Source organism: Polaromonas sp. JS666, assembly GCF_000013865.1.
Taxonomy (GTDB): domain Bacteria; phylum Pseudomonadota; class Gammaproteobacteria; order Burkholderiales; family Burkholderiaceae_C; genus Polaromonas.
This window is the reverse complement of the sequence record NC_007948.1, coordinates 3,799,007-3,814,415: the sequence shown is the minus strand read 5'-3', so window position 1 is coordinate 3,814,415 and position 15,409 is coordinate 3,799,007. Positions and strand designations below refer to the sequence as shown.

16 protein-coding genes are annotated in these 15,409 nt (G+C 61.9%); 3 read left to right on the top strand and 13 right to left on the bottom strand.

Going from position 1 to position 15,409, the window contains the following annotated elements:
* Positions 1–80: 80 nt before the first annotated feature.
* Positions 81–1,220 (bottom strand): aspartate-semialdehyde dehydrogenase, encoded by a 1,140-nt coding sequence (asd, locus tag BPRO_RS18025; protein ID WP_011484511.1) that lies wholly within the window; start codon positions 1,218–1,220, stop codon positions 81–83.
* A gap of 36 nt (positions 1,221–1,256) precedes the next feature.
* Between asd and BPRO_RS29705 the strand changes: the two genes are divergently transcribed.
* A complete protein-coding gene (locus BPRO_RS29705; protein WP_157045827.1) occupies positions 1,257–1,481 on the top strand; it encodes a hypothetical protein in 225 nt (74 codons plus the stop codon).
* Positions 1,482–1,936: 455 nt separating this feature from the next.
* On the opposite strand, the gene leuB is transcribed toward BPRO_RS29705, so the two are convergent.
* The 12 genes from leuB to BPRO_RS17965 all read right to left on the bottom strand — a co-directional run bounded on the left by leuB (position 1,937) and on the right by BPRO_RS17965 (position 13,054).
* Positions 1,937–3,022 carry a 3-isopropylmalate dehydrogenase gene (gene leuB / locus BPRO_RS18020; protein WP_011484509.1) on the bottom strand — a complete coding sequence of 362 codons (1,086 nt, stop codon included), beginning with the start codon at positions 3,020–3,022 and terminating at the stop codon, positions 1,937–1,939.
* Between the two features lie 79 nt (positions 3,023–3,101).
* On the bottom strand, positions 3,102–3,752 hold the full coding sequence (gene leuD, locus BPRO_RS18015; RefSeq protein WP_011484508.1) for a 3-isopropylmalate dehydratase small subunit: 651 nt from the start codon (positions 3,750–3,752) through the stop codon (positions 3,102–3,104).
* Between the two features lie 12 nt (positions 3,753–3,764).
* Complete coding sequence (leuC, locus tag BPRO_RS18010; RefSeq protein WP_011484507.1) at positions 3,765–5,186, bottom strand: 3-isopropylmalate dehydratase large subunit; 1,422 nt, start codon at positions 5,184–5,186, stop codon at positions 3,765–3,767.
* Positions 5,187–5,210: 24 nt separating this feature from the next.
* Positions 5,211–6,188 carry a LysR family transcriptional regulator gene (locus BPRO_RS18005; protein ID WP_049764144.1) on the bottom strand — a complete coding sequence of 326 codons (978 nt, stop codon included), beginning with the start codon at positions 6,186–6,188 and terminating at the stop codon, positions 5,211–5,213.
* A gap of 160 nt (positions 6,189–6,348) precedes the next feature.
* A complete protein-coding gene (locus BPRO_RS18000; protein ID WP_011484505.1) occupies positions 6,349–6,729 on the bottom strand; it encodes a hypothetical protein in 381 nt (126 codons plus the stop codon).
* A gap of 111 nt (positions 6,730–6,840) precedes the next feature.
* Complete coding sequence (gltA, locus tag BPRO_RS17995; protein ID WP_011484504.1) at positions 6,841–8,151, bottom strand: citrate synthase; 1,311 nt, start codon at positions 8,149–8,151, stop codon at positions 6,841–6,843.
* A 22-nt stretch (positions 8,152–8,173) separates the two neighbouring features.
* A complete protein-coding gene (locus BPRO_RS17990; RefSeq protein WP_049764268.1) occupies positions 8,174–8,497 on the bottom strand; it encodes a succinate dehydrogenase assembly factor 2 in 324 nt (107 codons plus the stop codon).
* A gap of 22 nt (positions 8,498–8,519) precedes the next feature.
* On the bottom strand, positions 8,520–9,224 hold the full coding sequence (locus BPRO_RS17985) for a succinate dehydrogenase iron-sulfur subunit (protein WP_011484502.1): 705 nt from the start codon (positions 9,222–9,224) through the stop codon (positions 8,520–8,522).
* 50 nt (positions 9,225–9,274) lie between these two features.
* Positions 9,275–11,071 (bottom strand): succinate dehydrogenase flavoprotein subunit, encoded by a 1,797-nt coding sequence (sdhA, locus tag BPRO_RS17980; protein WP_011484501.1) that lies wholly within the window; start codon positions 11,069–11,071, stop codon positions 9,275–9,277.
* Between the two features lie 54 nt (positions 11,072–11,125).
* A complete protein-coding gene (gene sdhD / locus BPRO_RS17975) occupies positions 11,126–11,491 on the bottom strand; it encodes a succinate dehydrogenase, hydrophobic membrane anchor protein (RefSeq protein WP_011484500.1) in 366 nt (121 codons plus the stop codon).
* A 16-nt stretch (positions 11,492–11,507) separates the two neighbouring features.
* The gene (sdhC, locus tag BPRO_RS17970) at positions 11,508–11,954 is read right to left on the bottom strand and encodes a succinate dehydrogenase, cytochrome b556 subunit (protein WP_011484499.1); all 447 of its coding nucleotides are present in this window, start codon (positions 11,952–11,954) and stop codon (positions 11,508–11,510) included.
* A gap of 329 nt (positions 11,955–12,283) precedes the next feature.
* Positions 12,284–13,054: a GntR family transcriptional regulator gene (locus BPRO_RS17965; protein ID WP_011484498.1), complete on the bottom strand. Its 771-nt coding sequence runs from the start codon at positions 13,052–13,054 to the stop codon at positions 12,284–12,286.
* 262 nt (positions 13,055–13,316) lie between these two features.
* On the opposite strand from BPRO_RS17965, the gene BPRO_RS17960 reads away from it, so the two are divergent.
* Positions 13,317–14,303 (top strand): malate dehydrogenase, encoded by a 987-nt coding sequence (locus BPRO_RS17960; RefSeq protein ID WP_011484497.1) that lies wholly within the window; start codon positions 13,317–13,319, stop codon positions 14,301–14,303.
* Positions 14,304–14,316: 13 nt separating this feature from the next.
* Complete coding sequence (locus BPRO_RS17955; protein ID WP_011484496.1) at positions 14,317–15,387, top strand: HpcH/HpaI aldolase/citrate lyase family protein; 1,071 nt, start codon at positions 14,317–14,319, stop codon at positions 15,385–15,387.
* Positions 15,388–15,409: the final 22 nt, after the last annotated feature.

Genomic DNA, 15,409 nt, shown 5'->3' with positions numbered 1-15,409 from the left:
ATGTTGTCTGACGACAACGACCTGTGACAAGTGGTTACGGACGGACGGGGTGCCTCCAGGCCGCCCGTCCGTGCCTGCGTTCAAGCCTGCAGCAGGATGCGCAGCATGCGGCGCAACGGCTCGGCAGCCCCCCAGAGCAGCTGGTCGCCGACGGTGAAGGCGCCCAGGTAGTCCGGGCCCATGGCCAGCTTGCGCAGACGCCCGACGGGGATCTGCATGGTGCCGGTCACGGCTACCGGCGTCAGGTCCTTGATCGACGCCTCGCGCGTGTTGGGCACGACTTTGACCCAGTCATTGTCGACGGCGATCATGGCTTCGATGTCGGCCAGCGGGACGTCCTTTTTCAGCTTGAAGGTCAGGGCCTGGCTGTGGCAGCGCATGGCGCCAATGCGCACGCAGAAGCCGTCGACCGGCGTTTCGGCCGTGCCAAAGGCGGCGCCCTGGCCCAGGATTTTGTTGGTCTCGGCGCCGCCCTTCCATTCTTCCTTGCTCATGCCGTCGCCCAGGTCCTTGTCGATCCAGGGGATGAGCGAGCCGCCCAGCGGGACGCCGAAGTTGGCGGTTTCGCCGGCACTCAGCGACTGCTGCTTGGCCAGCACGCGGCGGTCGATTTCCAGGATGGCGGATTTCGGGTCGTCCAGCAGAGCCTTGACGTCGCTGTTGAGCGTGCCGAACTGGGTCAGCAGCTCGCGCATGTGCTGCGCGCCGCCGCCGGAAGCGGCCTGGTAGGTCATGCTGGTCATCCATTCGACGAGCCCGGCCTTGTACAGTGCACCCACGCCCATCAGCATGCAGCTGACCGTGCAGTTGCCGCCGATCCAGTTGTTGCCGCCCTTGGCTAGCGCGTTCTGGATGACGGGCAGGTTGACCGGATCCAGGATGATCACGGCGTCATCGTTCATGCGCAGCGTGGAGGCCGCGTCAATCCAGTGGCCCGTCCAGCCCGCAGCGCGGAGCTTGGGGAACACCTCGGAGGTGTAGTCGCCGCCTTGCGCGGTGATGATGACGTCGCATTTCTTGAGCGCCTCGATGTCAAAGGCATTCTTGAGCGTGGTTTCGTTCTTTGCCTGGGCGGGGGCCTTGCCGCCGGCATTGGAGGTGGAAAAGAAAACCGGCTCGATCAGGTCGAAGTCGCCTTCGGCCTGCATCCGGTCGATCAGCACCGAGCCGACCATGCCGCGCCAGCCGACGAGTCCTGTGAGATTGCCTTTGAGTTTCATGGAATTGCCCTTCAAAAAGTACGAAAAAACGGCTTTTTGACCCGGCTCATCGAGCCGGCGGGCACGACGAACCGGGCTTGTCAGCCTTTAATGGTGGTCGTTTTGGTGATCTGGGCAAAAACCGGCGCTCTGCTTCCCGCGCGCGAAGCGGCGGTGCAGCGGATGGGTGCGGGGTTTTTACACATGGTGCCGATTGTAGCCAAGCTTGGGCCTGGCGCGGCTGGCAGCGGGCTCAAACCCCCTGGCAAAGCGGTGGTTTGAAGCCCTTTGCGGCGAAAAAACGTCAGTGATGTTTTTCCGCCGGGCCGTTGCAGTGAGCAAAAAATGCAAACCAGGGGCGCAGGCGCAACGCCCCCTCGGTGGGGCAGAGGGCCACACGCAGTGGGCGAACGTGGGGCCCCTATCTTCATCAGCCGGGGCCGCGGGACTGGCTTTGCCAGACCGCAGGCGCAGCGGCCCCCTCGGTGAGGCAGAGAGCTACATGCAGTGAGCGACCGCGGGGCCCCTATCTTCACCAGCCGGGGCCGCGGGACTGGCTTTGCCAGACCGCAGGCGCAGCGGCCCCCTCGGTGAGACAGAGAGCTACATGCAGTGAGCGACCGCGGGGCCCCTATCTTCATCAGCCGGGGCCGCGGGACTGGCTTTGCCAGACCGCAGGCGCAGCGGCCCCCTCGGGGGGCAGGGAGCTACACGCAGTGAGCGACCGTGGGGGCCAACTATCTCAGCGCCTTCACGACAGCATCGCCCATCTGCACGGTGCCTACCTTGGTCGTGCCTTCGCTGTAGATGTCAGGGGTGCGCAGCCCCTGGCTGAGCACCGCATCCACGGCTTTTTCAATGCGCGCGGCGGTTTCTGGCTGGTTCAGGCTGAAGCGCAGCATCATGGCGGCGCTCAAAATGGTGGCCAGGGGGTTGGCCACGCCTTTGCCCGCGATGTCGGGCGCACTGCCGTGGCTGGGTTCGTACAGGCCCTGGTTTTTGTCGTTCAGGCTGGCCGAAGGCAGCATGCCGATGCTGCCGGTCAGCATGGCAGCGGCATCCGACAGGATGTCGCCGAACATGTTGCCCGTGACCACCACGTCAAATTTCTTGGGTGCCCTGACCAGTTGCATGGCGGCGTTGTCCACGTACATGTGGTCCAGTGCCACGTCGGGATACTGCAGCCCGATTTCCGTCACAACGTCTTTCCAGAACTGGAAGGTCTCCAGCACATTGGCCTTGTCGACGCTGGTGACGCGTCCCTCGCCCCCCGAAGCCTTGCGCTTGCGCGCCGCCTGGAAAGCCACATGGGCGATGCGCTCGATCTCGGGGCGCGAGTAGCGCATGGTGTCAAAGGCTTCCTCTGCACCGGGAAAGTGCCCGTCGGTGGCCACGCGGCGGCCGCGCGGCTGGCCGAAGTAGATGTCGCCGGTCAGTTCGCGGATGATGAGGATGTCCAGGCCCGCCACCAGCTCGCGCTTGAGGCTGGAAGCCTCCACCAGTTGGGGGTAGCAAATGGCCGGGCGGAAGTTGGCAAACAGGCCCAGGTTTTTGCGCAGGCCCAAAATGGCTTGCTCGGGACGCAGCGGACGGTCCAGCTTGTCGTATTTCCAGTCACCGACCGCGCCAAACAGCACGGCGTCGGCGTCCTTGGCGAGCTTCAGCGTCGCCTCGGGCAGGGGGTGGCCGTGGGCCTCGTAGGCGGCGCCGCCGACCAGCGCGGTTTCGGTTTCAAACTTCAGGTCCAGAACGTTCAGGACCTTGACCGCTTCCGCGACGATTTCGGTGCCGATGCCGTCACCCGGGAGAATTGCGATTTTCATGGTTGCTATCTTTTTGTATGGCTGCTCATGCCCATATTGATGGGGCAAAAGCATGATTTGACTGAAAAATACCGGCTTATCAACCCGGGATGGTGTGGTTGAGCCAGGGCTTCTTCGCGAGGCGCTCGGCTTCAAATGCCTTGATCTTGTCGCTTTGGCGCAAGGTCAGGCCAATGTCGTCAAAACCGTTGAGCAGGCAGTATTTGCGGAAAGCCTGTACTTCGAAGGGCAGCTCTTTGCCTTGGGGCTTGACGATGACCTGGCGCTCCAGGTCGATGGTGAGCGTGTAGCCCGGGAAGGCGTTCACCTCGTCAAACAGCTGGGCAATCTGGGCTTCGGGCAGCACGATGGGCAGCAGGCCGTTCTTGAAGCTGTTGTTGAAGAAGATGTCGGCATAGCTCGGCGCGATGATGGCGCGAAAGCCGTACTGGTCGAGCGCCCACGGCGCATGCTCGCGCGAGGAACCGCAGCCGAAGTTCTTGCGCGCCAGCAGGATGGAGGCACCGGCGTAGCGCGGCTGGTTCAGCACGAAGTCCGGGTTGGGCTTGCGGCTGGCCGGGTCCTGCCCGGGAAAGCCGGCATCCAGGTAGCGCCACGCGTCAAACAGGTTGGGGCCAAAACCGGTCTTGCGGATGGATTTGAGGAATTGCTTGGGGATGATGGCGTCGGTGTCGACGTTCTCGCGGTCCATTGGGGCAACGAGGCCCTTGTGTACGGTGAATTTTTGCATGTGTGACTCGGTTCAGACAAATTTACGCACGTCGACAAAATGGCCATGCACGGCCGCCGCCGCCGCCATGGCGGGGCTGACCAGATGGGTGCGGCCGCCGGCGCCCTGACGCCCTTCAAAGTTGCGGTTGCTGGTGGAGGCGCAGCGCTCCCCCGGCTCCAGCCGGTCGGCATTCATGGCCAGGCACATGGAGCAGCCGGGTTCGCGCCACTCAAAGCCGGCGGCCACAAAAATCTTGTCCAGGCCTTCACGCTCAGCCTGTTCCTTCACGAGCCCGGAGCCCGGCACCACCATGGCCAGCTTGACGTTCTTGGCCACTTTCTGGCCGAGCTTTTTCACGATGGCGGCGGCTTCGCGCATGTCTTCGATGCGGCTGTTGGTGCAGGAGCCGATGAACACCTTGTCGACGTAGAGGTCGTTCAGCGCCTTGCCCGGTTGCAGGCCCATGTAAGTCAGCGCACGCTCGATGGCGCCACGTTTGTTGGCGTCTTTTTCCTTGTCGGGGTCCGGCACACGGTCTTCAATCGACAGCACCATTTCAGGGGACGTGCCCCAAGTCACTTGCGGCAGGATCTGGCTCGCGTCGAGTTCGACCACGGCGTCAAATTTCGCGTCGGCATCCGAGTGCAGCGTGGCCCAGTACTGCACGGCCTGGTCCCACTCGACACCGGTGGGCGCCAGCAGGCGGCCCTTCACGTAGTCAATGGTTTTCTGGTCGACCGCCACCAGGCCGGCGCGGGCGCCGCCTTCAATCGCCATGTTGCAGACCGTCATGCGGCCTTCCATGCTGAGCGCGCGAATCGCCGAGCCGGCAAATTCAATGGTGTAGCCGGTACCGCCCGCGGTGCCGATCTTGCCGATGATGGCCAGCACGATGTCCTTGGCGGTGCAGCCTTTGGGCAGCGTGCCTTCGACCTTGATCAGCAAGTTTTTGGCCTTTTTGGCCAGCAGGGTTTGCGTGGCCATCACGTGCTCGACCTCGCTGGTGCCGATGCCGTGCGCCAGCGCGCCGAATGCGCCGTGGGTGGAGGTGTGCGAGTCGCCACAGACCACCGTCATGCCGGGCAGGGTGGCGCCGCTTTCGGGGCCGATGACGTGCACGATGCCCTGGCGTTTGGACAGGAAGGGAAAGAAGGCCGCCGCGCCAAATTCCTTGATATTGGCGTCCAGCGTGGTGATCTGTTCCTTGCTGACCAGATCGGTGATGCCGTCGTAGCCCAGCTCCCAGCCGGTGGTGGGGGTGTTGTGGTCGGCCGTCGCCACAATGGAGCTGATGCGCCAGACCTTGCGGCCGGCTTCGCGCAGCCCTTCAAAGGCCTGCGGGCTGGTGACTTCATGCACCAGGTGGCGATCAATGTAAAGAATGGACGTGCCGTCTTCTTCGGTGTGAACAACGTGCTCGTCCCAGATTTTGTCGTAGAGGGTGCGTCCCATGGTTTTCCTTCGTGGTTTTCAATTTTAGGCGGGTGAGCGGGCACCTGCCACTGTGGTTTTTGCAAGCGTTTTTGCGGGCTTCGCGGCGGGCGCGGGCAGGGTCAGGTGCTCGACCAGCAGGCGGGCAGTCAGGGGCAGGGTGGAAAAATCCCGCGCCACCAGCTGGATCTGGCGCGCTGCCCAGTCATCCGTCAGGGCGATGGATTCCAGCTCGCCCACGTCATGCATGAGTTCGAAGGCGCGCTGCGGCATCACGCCCACGCCCAGGCCGTTGTGGATCATGCGGCACATGGCGTCCAGGCCCGTGACATGGATGCGCAGCTTGATGGTGCGGCCCAGCGCCGCGGCGGCCTCGCGCATGGCCAGGTATATCGAGCTGTTCGAGTGCAGGCCCACATGGTCGAACTCCAGGCTGTCTTCAAACGCGATGGCATCCTGCGCGCCCAGCACATGGCCGCGCGGCACGATCAGCACCAGCTGGTCTTGTCGGTAAGGCAGTGTCTGCAGGTCGCCCACCCCATCGGCCGTGTTGCAGATACCCAGGTCCGCAGCGCCCTCCTGCACGGCGCGCACGACTTCCGTACTCAGGTGTTCTTCCAGGTCAATCTTGATTTCGGAATGGCGGCGGATGAAGGCGCCCAGGTCTTCGGGTAAAAACTGCACGATCGCCGAAATGCTGGCGTGTACCCGCACATGGCCGCGCACGCCGGCGGCGTACTCGCTGAGTTCGCCCTGCATTTTTTCCAGGCTGAAAAGCACGGACCGCGCATGGTGCAACAGGCTTTGCCCGGCGGGTGTCAAGTCGACGCCGCGGGTGTGGCGGTACAGCAGCGGCGTGTCCAGCGCAGCCTCCAGGTCGCTGAGGCGCTTGCTGACGGCCGATGCCGCGATGAATTCGCGTTCGGCCGCCTTGCCAATGCTGCCGAGCTCGCACACCGCGACAAACAATTGCAGCGAAGTCAGGTCAATGCGGCGGGCAAAGTTACGTTCCGAGCTTTTCATGGGGGTTAAAGTCATCGCGGTTCACGATGTACCCCTGTATTTTGAACTGATATCCATCGTTTTGTCATCGCGATATGCGATGGGTGGCTTGCCGGTGAACTGGGACCACGGCAATGCGAGGTTGGGTCGCTATAGAAAATTGCGACCGGTTTCGGTCCGATCAGTCGATGATGTTGTCGGGGGCCAGGACCCGGACCCGGTGGTCGACGTTGTAGCCGCCGAACTCCGTGTACCGCAGCAGGTGGCGGTTGCATAGGGCGCAATGCCAGACATCGCAGCGGTTGTACGGGAAGAACTGCACGGCAATCGGGGCATCTGGTGACTCGTAGCGGGTGCCGTTGGGGTGCCGCTCTTCCAGGGTGGGTTCCTCGATCGCGGGGTCGCGCAGCGTGGCGACCTGGGTCATCTGCCGGGTTTCCCAGCGGTATTCGGCCAGGCTTTCCCAGCCGGCGCAGGCGCCCAGTGCGCAGGTACAGGCGCGTGGGGTGGAGGCCCCGGCAAGGGCCTGGCGCAGTTCGGCGGCGGTCTGGATGGGGGCCATGGGGGTGTTTTTTCGGGGGGAAGGGCAGTAAAAATACAAAAATACAAAAAGCCCGCCAATGTTGCCATCGGGCGGGCTCTGTAGAAACGTCTGGGGCGGGTACCCCGGTCGTTAACGCTGGGCCATGGGCTTGACGTCACGCGGAATCGAGCCGGTGAACAGCTGGCGCGGGCGGCCGATCTTGTACTCGGGGTCGCCAATCATCTCGTTGAGCTGGGCGATCCATCCGACGGTGCGGGCCAGCGCGAAGATTGCGGTGAACAGCGGCACGGGAATGCCGATGGCGCGCTGCACGATGCCGGAATAGAAGTCCACGTTCGGGTAGAGCTTGCGGGACACGAAGTAGTCGTCTTCCAGCGCGATTTTTTCCAGGGCCATCGCCAGCTTGAACAGCGGGTCGTTTTCCAGGCCCATCTCGTGCAGCACTTCCTTGCAGGTTTCCTGCATCAGCTTGGCGCGCGGGTCGTAGTTTTTGTAAACGCGGTGACCGAAGCCCATCAGCTTGACGCCGGAGTTCTTGTCCTTGACCTGCTTGATGAAGTCGCCGATTTTCTCGACGCCGCCATTTTTCTGGATGTCGCCGAGCATGTTCAGCGCAGCTTCGTTGGCGCCGCCGTGCGCCGGGCCCCACAGGCAGGCCACACCGGCCGCAATGGCGGCAAACGGATTGGTACCCGACGAACCGCACAGGCGAACCGTGGAAGTCGAGGCGTTCTGCTCGTGGTCTGCGTGCAGGATGAAGATGCGGTCGAGTGCGCGTTCCAGCACCGGGCTGACCTTGTACTCTTCGCAGGGCGTGGCAAACATCATGTGCAGGAAGTTGCCGGCGTAGCTCAGGTTGTTCTTCGGGTACATGTAGGGCTGGCCCACGGTGTACTTGTAGGCCATGGCGACCAGCGTCGGCATCTTGGCGATCAGCCGGATCGCGGCGATCTCGCGGTGCTCGGGGTTGGTGATGTCGGTACTGTCGTGATAGAACGCAGACAGCGCGCCGACCAGGCCGGTCATGATGGCCATCGGGTGCGCATCACGGCGGAAACCGCGCAGGAAGAACTGCATCTGCTCGTTGACCATGGTGTGGTTGGTCACGCGGCTGACAAAGTCCTTCTTCTGGTCACCGTTGGGCAACTCGCCGTACAGCAGCAGATGGCAGGTTTCCATGTAGTCGCAGGTGGTGGCGAGCTGCTCGATGGGGTAGCCGCGGTACAGCAGTTCACCCTTGTCGCCGTCGATGTAGGTGATGGCGGACTGGCAGGAAGCCGTTGACAGGAAACCGGGGTCGTAGGTGAACATGCCTGTCTGGGCGTACAGCTTGCGAATGTCCACAACGTCCGGGCCCACACTGCCGTGGTAAACGGGCAAATCGACGCTCGGGCTGCCGTTGCTGAAGGACAGGGTGGCTTTGTTGTCAGCTAGCTTCATTTCTCGCTTCTTTCGTATCAAATCACATGGAAACAGCCACGCGGCCGGCCGCTGCGGTACGCAGCAAGTTTAAAACCTCAAGCGCTTCGGAAGTAGAGGCGCTTGCCAACGCATCGGCATCGGGAAGCTGATCAGGTTCCCGACGTTTTAACAGCAGGTCCAGCAAATCGTTGTCGGACAAGTCCATTAAATCATTCAAGCCTTTAGCCTGCCTGACGCTGAGCGTCGCTTCGTGGCGGGCAAAGAACTTTTCGATCAGCAGATCGTTTTCCAGCAGGCCCCGGCGGCAGCGCCACTTGAGCTTGCTCAGGGAGCGCTCATCGAGCAAAACGTCAGGGGCTTCCATGCCAATCATGCCAAATAATTGATCAGACTGCGCGCAGGACCATCATTTCCTTGATCTTGCCAATGGCCCGGGTCGGGTTCAGGCCCTTGGGGCAGACATCGACGCAGTTCATGATGGTGTGGCAGCGGAACAGCCGGTACGGGTCTTCCAGGTTGTCGAGCCGCTCGGCCGTGGCTTCATCGCGGCTGTCGGCAATGAAACGGTAAGCCTGCAGCAGGCCGGCAGGACCGACAAACTTGTCGGGATTCCACCAGAAGCTGGGGCAGGAGGTGGAGCAGCTGGCGCACAGGATGCACTCGTAAAGGCCGTTGAGCTCGTCGCGCTCCTCGGGGCTTTGCAGGCGCTCTTTTTCGGGCGGTACGTTATCGTTGATCAGGTAGGGCTTGATCGAGTTGTACTGCTTGAAGAACTGCGTCATGTCGACAATCAGGTCGCGCACCACGGGCAGGCCGGGCAGCGGCTTCAGGACAATGGTGCCGGGCAGCGTGCGCATGTTGGTCAGGCAGGCCAGGCCGTTCTTGCCGTTGATGTTCATCGCGTCGGAGCCGCAAACGCCTTCGCGGCAGGAGCGGCGAAAGCTGATGCTCGGATCCTGGGCCTTGAGCTTCATCAGGGCGTCCAGCAGCATGCGTTCGCTGCCGTCGAGTTCCACCTCGATGGTCTGCATGTAGGGCTTGGCGTCGGTGTCCGGGTCGTAGCGGTAGATCTGGAAGGTACGTTTTGACATGGGGCGTTTCTCGCGGTCTTGTTGGCTTGACTGGTTCGCTTGGCTTGCGCTTAGAAGCTGCGCACTTTGAGCGGCACGGACTCAACCGTCAGCGGCTTCATCTGCACGGGCTTGTAGCTCAGGCGGCTGCCCTCGCTGTGCCACAGCGTGTGCTTGTGCCAGTCGGTGTCGTTGCGGCCATTGGGATGCTCTGGCGTATCGCCGTAGTCATCAACCGAGTGCGCGCCCCGGCTTTCATGGCGGGCAGCGGCCGACACGATGGTGGCCTCTGCCGCCTCGATCAGGTTTTCCACTTCCAGTGCTTCGATGCGTGCGGTGTTGAAGATTTTTGACTTGTCCTTCAGGCCGATGTTCTTCACACGTTCGCGCAAGGCCGCGATTTTGGTGACGCCCTCGTCCATCAGGGCCTGGGTGCGGAACACGCCGGCATGCGTCTGCATGGCCGTGCGGATGTCGTTGGCCACATCCTGGGCATACTCGCCGCCACTCGCGTTGTCCAGCCGTGCGATACGCGCCAGCGTCAGGTCGGCCGCGTCGGCTGGCAGCGGTTTGTGCATTTTGTTGGCGTTGTTGAATTCAACAATGTGGTTGCCGGCAGCGCGGCCGAACACCAGCAGGTCCAGCAGCGAATTGGTGCCCAGGCGGTTGGCGCCGTGCACGCTGACGCAGGAGCATTCGCCCACGGCATAGAGGCCGTTGACGACTTCGCTCTTGTTGTCGGCGTTCTGCGTGACCACCTGGCCATGGATGTTGGTCGGAATGCCGCCCATCTGGTAGTGGATGGTGGGCACCACGGGGATTGGCTCCTTGGTGATGTCGACGTTGGCAAAGTTGTGGCCAATCTCGAACACCGACGGCAGGCGCTTCATGATGGTCTCGGCGCCCAGGTGGGTCATGTCAAGATTGATGTAGTCCTTGTTGGGACCGCAGCCGCGACCTTCCTTGATTTCCTGATCCATGCAGCGCGATACGTAGTCACGCGGCGCCAGATCCTTGTAGGCGGGCGCATAGCGCTCCATGAAGCGTTCGCCGTTGCTGTTGCGCAAAATGGCGCCTTCGCCGCGGCAGCCCTCGGTCAGCAGCACGCCGGCGCCATGCACGCCGGTGGGGTGGAACTGCCAGAACTCCATGTCTTCCAGCGGGATGCCGGCACGCGCGGCCATGCCCAGGCCGTCGCCGGTGTTGATGAACGCGTTGGTGGATGCGGCAAAAATGCGGCCGGCGCCACCGGTGGCTAGCAGGGTGGTCTTGGCTTCGAAGATATGCACGTCACCGGTTTCCATTTCCAGTGCGGTCACGCCCACGACATCGCCATCGGCGTCGCGGATCAGGTCCATGGCCAGCCATTCCACGAAGAAGCTGGTTTTTTCCTTGACGTTTTGCTGGTACAGCGTGTGCAGCATGGCGTGGCCGGTGCGATCGGCAGCGGCGCAGGCGCGCTGCACCGGCTTTTCGCCGTAGTTGGCGGTATGGCCGCCGAAGGGGCGCTGGTAAATCGTGCCATCCGGGTTGCGGTCGAACGGCATGCCCATGTGTTCGAGGTCGTACACCACCTTGGGTGCTTCACGGCACATGTATTCAATCGCGTCCTGGTCGCCGAGCCAGTCGGAACCCTTGACGGTGTCGAAGAAGTGATAGTGCCAGTTGTCTTCCGACATGTTGCCGAGCGAGGCGCCAATGCCGCCTTGTGCGGCCACCGTATGGGAGCGCGTGGGGAACACCTTGGACAGCACGGCCACGTTCAGGCCGGCGCGTGCGAGCTGCAGCGAAGCGCGCATGCCGGAGCCGCCGGCACCGACGATCACAACGTCAAATTTACGCTTGGGGAGTTTGGAGGTAGCGGTCATGTTTATTTGGGAATCTTTTTAGTCGGGGGCGGTCAGCGGTGCTTTAAACGGGCCTCACAGGCGCCACAGGACCTGGATGCCCCAGCCGGCGCACGCCACCAGCCAGACCATGGTGAACACCTGCAGGCCCAGGCGCAGCCCGACCGGCTTGATGTAGTCCATCCAGATATCGCGCATGCCGACCCACACGTGCCAGAGCAGGGCGATGATGATGGTGAAGGTCAGCACCTTCATCCACTGCGATGAGAAAATGCCGGCCCATTTGTCGTAGCCGATGGGGCCTTTGCTGAAAAGGATCTGGGCCAGTACCAGCAGGGTGAACAGGGCCATCAGGGCCGCGGTCACGCGCTGGGCCAGCCAGTCGCGCAGGCCATAGTGAGCGCCGACAACAATGCGCTTGGAGCCGTAATTGACAGACATGGTGAGATCCCTCTAGTTAGTAAAGGCCAAACAGCTTGGCGCCGAGCACGAGCGTGAGGCCAATGCTCACGGCCAGCGTGACGGCGGCTGATGACTTGCCGAATTCCTTGCTGACGGCCGCATGGCTGGTGTCCATCCACAAGTGGCGAAGCCCTGCGATGAAATGGTGCAGGTAGGCCCAAATCAGTGCCAGCGCGACGAGCTTCCAGAGGAAGCCCGGCAGGCCGAGCATGCCCGCGTTGAATGCGGACTTGAATCTGGAGAAGGAGATTTCCGACGATATCGAGGTGTCGAACATCCAGATGATGAAGGGCATCAGCAAAAACATGATGGCCCCGCTGATGCGGTGGAGGATGGAGACAAGGCCGGCGAGGGGCAGGCGGTAGCTGGGGAGGTCGGTAAAGGCGTTGATGTTGCGGAACTCGGGCCGCTTCTTCGCTACGGTTGTCGCTGATTCGGACATACTTGGCTTTCTATATTTTTGAGTAACTGCTTTGTAACCATCAAAAGCTGCTCAACCCGAAATTCTATTGCAATGCAGCATGAATCTTGGGCCGGGTGCCCCATGGCTGAAAGTTTTTATCGGAAAAAGTGAGTTTTAACGGCAAATGCGCCCCGTTCCAGTGCGTGGAAATTCTGATGGGGTATACATTGGGGCACGCATCTTACAAACTGTCCAGATTGGTCAGTATTTCCGCCGCCCGCGCTGCCGCTTGCACATTGCCTTGGGTACGAAAGCATCGTTTTCATGGGTCGGTTACCTGCGGGCTTCGGTTTCATTCGGTTTCAATATCAACTCAGAGTGTTGTGATAGTGGTGGGTGTCGGTGCGGTAATAGCCGCGCCGCAGCTCCATGGGAACGTCGTTGTAGGTATAGGCAATGCGCTCCACGCTCAGCAGCGGGGTGCCAGGCGCTACTTGTAATAGCAGCTCACGCCCATCAATAGCGGGCTCGGCCCGTATTTTTTCTTCGGCGCGAACCATGCGCACGTTGAACTCGGTCTCAAACAGGGCGTACATCGGGCCGTGGTAGTCGGCCAGGCGTTCGGCAGTCAGGCCCTTGAAGGGGGCCGCCGGTAGCCACAGGTCTTCCAGGATGGTGGGCGTGCCTGCAAAACTCAGCACCCGGCGCGCCTGCAGCACCGCGTCGCCGGTACGCAGCGCCAGGGCGCGTGCAATGTCGGCGCTGGCGCGGATGCGCCGGCAGTCGATGATGTCACGCTGGGCGGGGCCTTCGCTGCCCGGAACGCCGGAGTCGGGCACGAGCTTCAGGAAGCGGAACTGCACATGCTGCTCTGCATGCGTGGCTACAAAAGTGCCTTTGCCCTGGCGGCGCACCACCAGGTTGTCGGTGGCCAGCTCGTCAATGGCCTTGCGCACCGTGCCCTGGCTGACGCGGTAGCGGGCGGCCAGTTCCATTTCGGATGGAATGGCTTCGCCGGGTTTCCATTCGCCCGACTGCAGGCTTTGCAGGATCAGGCCCTTGATTTGCTGGTACAACGGACTGAACGCCGGCGTGGCACCTGCAAAATCATCGACAGACGAGGCGGGAATGGCGGTCATGGCAGAACAGTATTAATCCTGCTTATCATATCTTATATAAGACATAAGACAAATTGACGGATGGACATTTTCAGGCGTAAAATCTTCGGCTGAGTCCAACGCGCAGCCTGCCTGTTCCGGGGAATTTTGGGGGTAAATTGGGGGGGTAATAACCCGTCCGACCCCGCCTGGATTGACCTGAAATCTCCAGGCTGGCGCCAAACATCTCACGCCGTTCACACCGCTTTTCAACCGATTTTCAAACTTCCTGGAGTCCTCAATCATGAGCAAAAAACCCGTCCGTGTTGCCGTCACTGGTGCAGCTGGTCAAATCGGTTATGCCTTGTTGTTCCGTATCGCCTCTGGCGAGATGCTCGGCAAGGACCAGCCCGTCATTCTGCAATTGCTCGAAGTGCCGGTTGAAGGCCCCCAGAAAGCGCTCAAGGGCGTGATGATGGAGCTTGACGACTGCGCATTCCCGCTGCTGGCCGGCATGGAGGCGCACAGTGACCCGATGACCGCGTTCAAGGATGCCGACTACGCGCTGCTGGTCGGTTCGCGCCCGCGCGGCCCCGGCATGGAGCGCGCTGAACTGCTGGCCGTCAACGGCGCCATCTTCACCGCGCAAGGCAAAGCCCTCAACGCCGTGGCCAGCCGCAACGTCAAGGTGCTGGTGGTCGGCAATCCGGCCAATACCAACGCCTACATCGCCATGAAGAGCGCGCCCGACCTGCCGCGCAAGAACTTCACCGCCATGCTGCGCCTGGATCACAACCGTGCCGCCAGCCAGATCGCTGCCAAGACCGGCAAGGCCGTGGCTGACATTGAAAAACTCACCGTCTGGGGCAACCACTCGCCCACGATGTACGCCGACTACCGTTTTGCCACCATCAACGGCGAAAGCGTGGCCAAGATGATCAACGACCAGGAATGGAACGCCAATGTGTTCCTGCCCACCGTGGGCAAGCGTGGCGCCGCCATCATTGAAGCCCGTGGTTTGTCGTCGGCGGCCTCGGCTGCCAACGCCGCCATCGACCACATGCGCGACTGGGCTCTCGGCACCAATGGCAAATGGGTCACCATGGGCATCCCGTCGGACGGCCAGTATGGCATCCCGAAAGACACGATGTTCGGTTTCCCCGTGACCTGCGAAAACGGCGAGTACAAACTGGTCGAAGGCCTGGAGATTGACGCGTTCAGCCAGGAGCGTATCAACAAGACGCTGGAAGAATTGCAAGGCGAGCAGGCCGGCGTTGCCCATTTGCTTTAAAGCAGTGAGCATAGTGCGCCGCGCCGGGCCGCCCCAAGCAAGCACAGCCCCCTCGGGGGGCAGCGAAGTACGCGAAGCGACAAGCGTGGGGGCCAGTGTTCATCCGCGCGACGTTCTCCTCGGCGCTCAGGCCGCTACGGGTTTCTTGCCGGTCTGCGACCATTACAGTGGCGTGGAGGCGCGGATGCGCAAAAGCCTGCAACTGCAGGCTGAAATGTGCGAGGAGTTTGGCGCCTGCGTTTTTGACGTGACGCTGGACTGCGAAGACGGCGCACCCGTAGGCGGCGAGGCCGACCACGCGGCCATGGTGGTAGCACTGGCCACGCTTGCCAGCGACAAAGCCCGGGTGGCCGTTCGCGTGCATGCCGTGGACCACCCCGCTTTTGAGTCCGACATGGCCACCATTGCCAGCAAGCTGGCGCAACGGCTTTCGCACATCATGGTGCCCAAGGTCGAGTCGGTCGATGACGTGATCAGGGCAGAACAGGCGCTCATCGCCGCATCGGCCGACGCCCTGCCGCTGCATGTGCTGATCGAATCGCCGCTCGCAGTGCACAACGCCTTTGACATTGCAGCCCATCCGCGGGTGCAGTCGCTCAGCTTCGGGCTGATGGATTTTGTCTCTGCCCATGGCGGTGCGATTCCAGCAGAAGGCATGAGCAGCCAGGGCCAGTTTACCCACCCCCTCGTGGTGCGTGCCAAGCTGGAGATTGCCTCCGCCTGCCACGCCCATGGCAAGGTGCCCTCGCACTGTGTTGTCACGGAATTCAATGACGCAGCAGCGATGACCACCGCCGCCCGCCATGCCGCCCGTCAGTTGGGCTACACCCGCATGTGGAGCATTCACCCCAACCAGATCCGCCCCATCCTGGAGGCCTTTGCGCCCAGCGAGGGCGAGATTGAAGATGCTACGAAAATGATAGCTGCCGCTCAAAGGGCTGATTGGGCTCCCATCAGTTTTGAAGGTAAATTGCACGACCGCGCGAGTTACCGTTATTACTGGCAGGTGCTGGAGCGCGCGCACCAGACGGGTCGGGCACTGCCCGCCGAAGCCCAGACTTATTTCCAGACCGCTCATTCCTGAGCATCCCCTCACCAAGATTGTC